Source organism: Microcystis sp. M_QC_C_20170808_M9Col (assembly GCF_007095495.1).
GTDB lineage: Bacteria > Cyanobacteriota > Cyanobacteriia > Cyanobacteriales > Microcystaceae > Microcystis > Microcystis aeruginosa.
In genome coordinates this window covers 1-5,883 of record NZ_SFBZ01000156.1, presented here as the reverse complement: position 1 = coordinate 5,883, position 5,883 = coordinate 1, and the positions used below count along the sequence as shown (strand labels likewise).

The window sequence follows — 5,883 nt, the reverse complement described above, 5'->3', positions numbered from 1 at the left end:
GTAGGGTCGTTTCATTCTCGCAAATGTCATTCTCTCAAATCCTTATCTGGCAACGTTTTTAGTCGATTTCTCGGAAATACATAGCTGAAAATTTTTAAAAACGTCGTGCTTTGCTTACCTTATAAGGGATTAAAGGTAGCAAAAAAAGAATTAGATTCGGAGAATGAAACAGCCCTACCCGACATCGGGGGGGGCAGGTGGGGTGTGGGGTTTTACCAGTTTTGAGGTGGTCAACTACCTAATTTTCAGGGAAAAAGTCCCGGAATTTTCCCCCGATCCCCGCAATGGCTGGCACTTTTTGAGGGGAAAAAAGTCCAAAAGTCTTATCCAACAAGGTTTTTAGATTTATTCAGCAGACCCTAAGTAGGGGAAAGGACTTGACTTTGTCGGCGGTTTGCCTTATGCTTTTCTCATAATGGGTATCTGTGCAAATTTGCTAAAGTGCAAACATTACCATTATGAATAAAATCTTTTAAAAACATTATCTCAAAATCTCCCCACAAAAGCAAGCAAAATTTTGCCAATAATTGTTAAGTTTTGTTAAAAAGAAATGGAGAGATCGGCCTTTATTTTTGGGAGCATCTCATTTATGCAAGTGAGTAATTATACTTACCCCTAAAACTGTTTTCTAGCAAGGCTTTCAAAATAGCTTGACATAAAAACCTGATTTAGGGGTTACAAAGGTGAGATGCTCCCTTATTTTTTCCCTTGCAGTAAGCCAAAACGAATTAAACCCGACTCGTAACCGCGCCGCATTAACCCTAAAGATAAAGCTCCTTGGATAGTAGTGTAACCGCTTGCTAACAAACCAGCGATCGCATCTATGGTTAGGGCCGAGTCAATCACCACATCCCAAAAGGCCGCCACCGATAGAGACCAATCATCGGTTTTTAGGTCTTGAAAGCCAACTTCACGGGCAATATCAGCGTATTCTGGCAAAGAAATCACATAGGGGAGACAATAAACCCGATAAATCTCGTTTAATAGTTTAATCTCCCCTTCCGTTAAATTACCGGCCAGAGAAGTGGTGGGACGATGACACCAAGTGGCCATCAAAAAAGTCCCTCTGGGCTGCAAAACCCGATAACATTCCCGCAGAAATTGCCTTTTATCGGGCATATGTTCGCCACTTTCCAAAGACCAGACCAGATCAAAATTATTCTCAGGAAAGGGGGTTTTTAGGGCATCAGCCACACAAAAACTGACTTTTTCTTCTAAATTGAACTCTTGCGCTCTTTGGCTGGCTCTAGCGGCTTGTACCGGGGATAGGGTAATCCCCACCGCTTGACTGTGAAATTTTTCGGCCAGATAAAGGCTACTGCCACCAATGCCACAACCGACATCGAGAATCTGATTAGCGCCGGTGACACCACCCCAAGTTAATAATTCTTCTATTAAATCAATTTGTGCCTGACGGCGATCGAGTTTAATCTTGCCACCGCGACCGTAGTAACCATGGTGCATATGTTCGCCCCAAATCCTTTCCCACAGTCCACTAGAGGAGTCATAAAAATCGGCTATTCGTTGATCAAGTTCCATGGTGATTTCCTAAGTAAGTGGGTGGAATTAAAGATAAGAGGTTTCCGACATAAGAAGTTTCTCCAGTATTGAGTTCCGATGTTTCTAGTTTAAAAGATTTAGGCGGACAAAGTACACACAAAAGAAGGGGAGGAAATCATCAGTCTTTAGAGAGAGTTCACAGAAAGGTAGCCAGTGGCGGTCATAATATTCCCGAAGATGTGGTTCGTCGTCGTTATAAGCGGGGACGTAAGCTGTTCGTAATTTAAATTGCTTGTTGAGACGAGGCAAAAGGCAAGAGGCAAAAGGCAACAGTAAAGGGATTGGAGGAGGTTCGGCTAATCTAAGAATAAGCGGTTTAAATGCGTCTTAGCTTATTAACGTGACCCAGTTGTATTTATCCTTATGCGATACTTGGATTATCTATCTGGAACTCAAATGACTGAACCCACCTTAACAGAACTGTATCAGAAAATTCATGCTGGTGTGAGAATAGCGATTGCGGAGGCGATGGAGAGACACCGGCGCCTAGGAGAGTCTATCGGCATTTTAAAAGATGGCTAAATTGTCACCTTAACGGCCGGGCAAATTCCCCCCAAACCACAATAATAAATGCTTTCAGTATCAAGATTTGGTAGTATTAAATAGGTAGGGAAATTTTATGACTAGAATTAAGCGTAGGCAATTACTATCCCTGACTGGTTCTTTATTAGCCACTTTAGGATTAAGCCAGTTGGAATTGAAACAGCGAGCCATTCTTTATCGTAGCGTACTGGCAGAGAATACACCTCGTAAACGGGCGTTGTTAGTGGGTGTTAATAATTACCCCGATACTAGATGGATACCCCTTGAAGGCGCAGTCAATGATGTCAAACTACAACAGGAATTACTCATTCACCGTTTTGGATTTCAGTCCGATCAAATTTTGCTTTTAACTGATCATGAAGCAACTCGTGAGAATATCCTACAAGCGTTTGAGGAGCATTTAATTAAATGGGCGCAACCCGGTGATGTGGTAGTTTTTCACTTTTCTGGTCATGGTTCTCAAGTTTTTGATCCCAGCATCTCACCTTTGTAACCCCTAAATCAGGTTTTTATGTCAAGCTATTTTGAAAGCCTTGCTAGAAAACAGTTTTATGGATAAGTATAATTACTCACTTGCATAAATGAGATGCTCCCAAGATGGGCAAGTTATAACGATTGTTCCTGTTGATAGCATTCTGCCTCCAGGTTATCCCAATAAAGAAGGAAAAGTCAATGATATTACAGGTCATACTTTGTGGTTGTTGATGCAAGCAATTAATACAGAAAATGTCACTTTTATTCTGGATAGTTGTCACTCTGGAGGGGCGAGAAAGGGCATCTTAACTGTGCGATTGCGCCATGGAAATCGGGAGTTAAACCGGACTGAAAACTCTAACATCCAACTGTTAGCAAGTCCCCAGGAACAGGAATATCAAAAACAACTGATGTCCAGACTCAACTTGACCGCTTCAGACTTGGCCACAGAGCGAAAAAAAGGCGTTCCCAAAGGCATAATGCTGGCGGCTGCTAGAACTGACCAAGCGGCGATCGATGCTTCCTTTGGTGATACGGCTGCTGGTATCTTTACATATATCTTGACTCGCTATCTCTGGCAGCAAACGGGAGGCGAGTCAGTCAGTCAAGTGATGGTGAGTGCGACGGCGACTACCGATCGCATTTTACGGGAATATTTCCCGACGGCTGGTTTATTACAGCAACCGGAATTTAATACTAGGGAGGGAAGTAACAACAGCCAGCAAGCGGTTTATTTTCTCAAACCAGATCAGAAAATCCCTGCTGAAGCTGTGGTCACTCAAGTGCAGGGAAATCAGGTTGACCTGTTTTTGGGAGGGATCGATCCGCGTACCTTAGAAGCATTCGGTCGGGGGGCAATTTTAACTTTAGTGGATGGGGAAGGAAAAGAACGAGGTCAAGTTCAGATAGAGTCCCGTCAAGAGTTGACAGCTAAGGGGAAACTGATGCAGACAAGATCTAATATTGCTTCCGGGACTCTACTTCAAGAGCGATCGCGGGCAATTCCCAGTAATTTAACTCTACGAATTGGTTTAGATGCTTCTTTACAGCAAGCTAAACAAGCTTTAGAAGCGATTAAACGCATTGAAGTGGTGTCTTTAGAGCAAACCAATTTTCACTATATTCTAGGGCGAATTTCCCCCATTTATCATCAGCAATTACAGCAATTAAAAGTGAAAAAATTGCCAGAAGTCGGCAGTATTGCTTTATTTTCTCCTGCATTGGATTTGGTTCCCGACTCGGCGGGAATTGCCGGGGAAAAAGTAACAGATGCCGTTGAGCGATTACGCCCTAAGTTAAAATCCTTGTTAGCAGCAAGATTAGTCAAGTTAACTCTTAATAATTCTTCTTCCCGTCTGAGTGTAGCTGCGGCGATGGAAGCGGTAGATGGCAGCCAATTGGTGGCAGAATCGTTTACAGTTAGGAGTGCAAAGTCAGGCAGTTTCAGTCAAAATAGAGGGGTGCGCGGTTTAACCAGTAACGCGCAAAAAATCAAGCAGGGGACTCAAGTGCAATTTCTCGTACAAAATAACGAGTTAGTTCCTCTCTATATTACTGTTTTACTTATTAGCGTAGATGGGACGCTTACCGTGCTTTCGCCTTTACCGGGGACGGGAGATAATTCTCCTGTGACTCCGGGGGAAAAAATTCAGATTCCCGATCGAAATCGAGGGGAAAGGTATAAATTTAAGGTAGCGGGTGAAACGGGAATAGCGGAAGTGTTGGTTATTGCTACTACGACTCCTTTAACCAAAGCGGCTCTTTAATTGATTAGTTCGCTCTAGATAAAAAACAATTGACAAAAATAGCTAAATGCCTTTCTATATAAGGGTTCCATCCCTTATAACTCCCCTCCATTGCATAACACAAACCGAAGAGCCACCAAAGCTGTGGAATTGTTGCAGGTTTTAGCTACAGAGAGAGGGGATAATCTGAGAGGGACACCTATAGATTTAACTCAGCCAGATGAGGCAATTTCTAGCCTTCTGGATGATTTAGATGGGGGAAGTCGGGGGAGTGGGACAGTTTCTAATTCAAGAGTGCGTCAGATTGATACTCGACAGATGGCTGCTATGTCGATTACTTTTGAGGTTGTTGTCTAGTTCTTAACTTTAGTCAGAGGAACACTTCAATGAATCTTCGTTGTAATTCTATTAATCTTGTTAGTATTTCGTTACTTGTCTCTTTGGGTTTTCCTCTTTCGATTTTTTCGTCTCCACATCTTCCTAATTTTCTAGGATCATCGTTTGAGTCGGAGGTATTGTCTCAAACAGTAGGCGATCTCAAATCTGAAGCAGACCAACTGTTACAACAGGGTATTAGACATATCAAATCTCATCAATTTAACGAGGGCATACGTTTATATCAGCAAGCATTAGCAATTTATCAGAAACTTGGTGATTATGAATCTCAAGCAGAAGTTTTAGCATTGCTTGGCTATATATCCAGCTTTCAAGAAAACTATCCTGTCGCAATTAACTATCTGGAAAGAGCATTAAAACTTGCCAGAGAAATTCCTAATCGTTATCTAGAAGGCAATATTTTATTTAACTTAGGTGGGGCGTATATTTTCCAAAAAGATATTACTAGAGGAAAAGAGTATCTTCAGCAAAGTTTAGATATTGCTAGAGAAATTAATGATCGTGACTTGTTAAAAGTACATGAACAAATTTGGCAATCCTTAACGGGTACAGTTCCAGACTCAAATATTTCCTCAACTCAGTCACGCCAACACCAAACTCTCAGCCAAAATCTCAATACTTCCCGTTTAGTAGAAGCCAGTTCCCTCAATGATCAAGGGATTGAATTAGGAAATGCTGGTCAATTTGAGCAAGCACAACATTTTTTTGAAAAAGCACTAACTATCTATAGAGAAATTGGCAATCAACAAATGGAGTCAAGGGTTCTGGGAAATATAGGGCTACTTTACTTCTCTCAGGGATATTTTGATCAAGCAATTGATTACTATAACAAGAGCTTATTGATAGCAAGGAAAGCTCAGGATTACCAATGGGAAGCAGCTATTCTAACTCATCTGGGAACAGTTAATTTTGAACGAGGAAACTATGCACAGGCAATTGATTATCAAATGCAAAGTTTATCAATTGCACAGAAACTAGGAGACAAAGAATTAGAAGCTAGAATTCAAGATCAACTAGGCTCTATTTACTTGAATTTAGGAGGTTCTTCTGAGAGGGGGACAAGCGAGCTAGAAGGTAGATAGGGCAAGCGATATCGCTCTTTGTCCTTTGATGTAATCCTTCAACCGATAGCGGCTAATTTGCATTAGCTCTTCTATATTTTTTT

At 41.7% G+C, this 5,883-nt stretch carries 7 protein-coding genes; 6 read left to right on the top strand and 1 reads right to left on the bottom strand.

What is annotated here, in order from left to right; translation table 11 throughout:
- Positions 1–163: 163 nt before the first annotated feature.
- Positions 164–343, top strand: a complete 180-nt coding sequence (locus EWV68_RS09290) for a hypothetical protein (protein ID WP_287169569.1) — start codon at positions 164–166, stop codon at positions 341–343.
- A gap of 353 nt (positions 344–696) precedes the next feature.
- Here EWV68_RS09290 and EWV68_RS09285 read toward each other — a convergent pair whose 3' ends face one another.
- The gene (locus tag EWV68_RS09285; RefSeq protein WP_287169568.1) at positions 697–1,539 is read right to left on the bottom strand and encodes a methyltransferase domain-containing protein; all 843 of its coding nucleotides are present in this window, start codon (positions 1,537–1,539) and stop codon (positions 697–699) included.
- Positions 1,540–1,607: 68 nt separating this feature from the next.
- Between EWV68_RS09285 and EWV68_RS09280 the strand changes: the two genes are divergently transcribed.
- The 5 genes from EWV68_RS09280 (at position 1,608) to EWV68_RS09260 (ending at position 5,800) form a co-directional block, all read left to right on the top strand.
- On the top strand, positions 1,608–1,787 hold the full coding sequence (locus tag EWV68_RS09280; RefSeq protein WP_072319538.1) for a hypothetical protein: 180 nt from the start codon (positions 1,608–1,610) through the stop codon (positions 1,785–1,787).
- Positions 1,788–1,956: 169 nt separating this feature from the next.
- Positions 1,957–2,082 carry a hypothetical protein gene (locus tag EWV68_RS09275; RefSeq protein WP_260324385.1) on the top strand — a complete coding sequence of 42 codons (126 nt, stop codon included), beginning with the start codon at positions 1,957–1,959 and terminating at the stop codon, positions 2,080–2,082.
- 97 nt (positions 2,083–2,179) lie between these two features.
- The gene (locus EWV68_RS09270) at positions 2,180–2,596 is read left to right on the top strand and encodes a caspase family protein (protein WP_287169567.1); all 417 of its coding nucleotides are present in this window, start codon (positions 2,180–2,182) and stop codon (positions 2,594–2,596) included.
- Between the two features lie 88 nt (positions 2,597–2,684).
- Positions 2,685–4,343: a DUF4384 domain-containing protein gene (locus EWV68_RS09265; protein ID WP_287169566.1), complete on the top strand. Its 1,659-nt coding sequence runs from the start codon at positions 2,685–2,687 to the stop codon at positions 4,341–4,343.
- Between the two features lie 365 nt (positions 4,344–4,708).
- Complete coding sequence (locus EWV68_RS09260; protein WP_287169564.1) at positions 4,709–5,800, top strand: tetratricopeptide repeat protein; 1,092 nt, start codon at positions 4,709–4,711, stop codon at positions 5,798–5,800.
- The last annotated feature ends 83 nt before the right edge of the window (positions 5,801–5,883 follow it).